This is a genomic window from Delftia sp. UME58, assembly GCF_014170385.1.
Classification (GTDB): Bacteria; Pseudomonadota; Gammaproteobacteria; order Burkholderiales; family Burkholderiaceae_C; genus Comamonas; species Comamonas acidovorans.
Genome location: NZ_LZZV01000084.1, coordinates 1 through 810, shown reverse-complemented (window position 1 = coordinate 810; position 810 = coordinate 1). Strand labels below are relative to the sequence as shown.

Annotated in this window: 2 protein-coding genes; both read right to left on the bottom strand. The window is 65.8% G+C overall.

Translation table 11 applies throughout. The features are described 5' to 3' along the window. On the bottom strand, window positions 1-209 hold a 209-nt coding region (locus tag A9976_RS20730), incomplete at its 3' end, for an efflux RND transporter permease subunit (protein WP_183020586.1). 26 nt (window positions 210-235) lie between these two features. Continuing rightward, the coding region (locus A9976_RS20725; RefSeq protein WP_183020585.1) for an efflux RND transporter periplasmic adaptor subunit at window positions 236-810 on the bottom strand (575 nt) is incomplete at its 5' end.

The window sequence follows — 810 nt, the reverse complement described above, 5'->3', positions numbered from 1 at the left end:
GATTCTTCCAGCGGCGAGGCGACGGTTTCGGCGATGACCTTGGGGTTGGCGCCCGGATACTGCGCGCGCACCACGACCGACGGCGGCACGACTTCCGGGTATTCGGAAATGGGCAGCTGGAACATGGCCAGCAAGCCTGCCAGCAGCACCAGGATGGACAACACGCCGGCGAAAATCGGCCGGTCGATGAAGAACTTTGAGATATTCATGAACGTTCTCTGTAGACGCGCAGGCCTTACTTCAGGTCGGCTGCGGCGGTCTTGACCGGGGCGGCCTTGGCGACAACCATGGGCACGAGGGTCGGGGCCACGGCGGCGCCGGGGCGGATGCGTTGCAGGCCATTGACGACGATGCGTTCACCGGCGGCCAAGCCGGTGTCGATGACGCGCAGGCCTTCCTGGTTGGCGCCCAGCTTCACCTGGCGATAGATGGCGTGATTCTTGTCGTCCAGCACCAGCACGTAGCGCTTGTCCTGGTCGGTGCCGATGGCGCGTTCGTCGATCAGCACGGCCGAACGCGGGTCGCTGCCGCCCAGGCGGACGCGGGCATACAGGCCGGGCAGGAGCGAACCGTCGGCGTTGTCGAATTCGGCGCGCACGCGGATCGTGCCGGACGTCGTGTCCAGGCGGTTGTCCACCGACTGCACGAAACCGGTGCGGGAATAGCCGTCCTCGTTCGCCAGGCCCAGCTCGACCGGCACCGAACCCGCGCGGCCGTTGCGCGCCGGGTTCACATACTTCAGGAAGGTCTGTTCATCCACGTCGAACGATGCGTACATCTTCGCCACCGACACCAGCCTCGTCAGCGGCA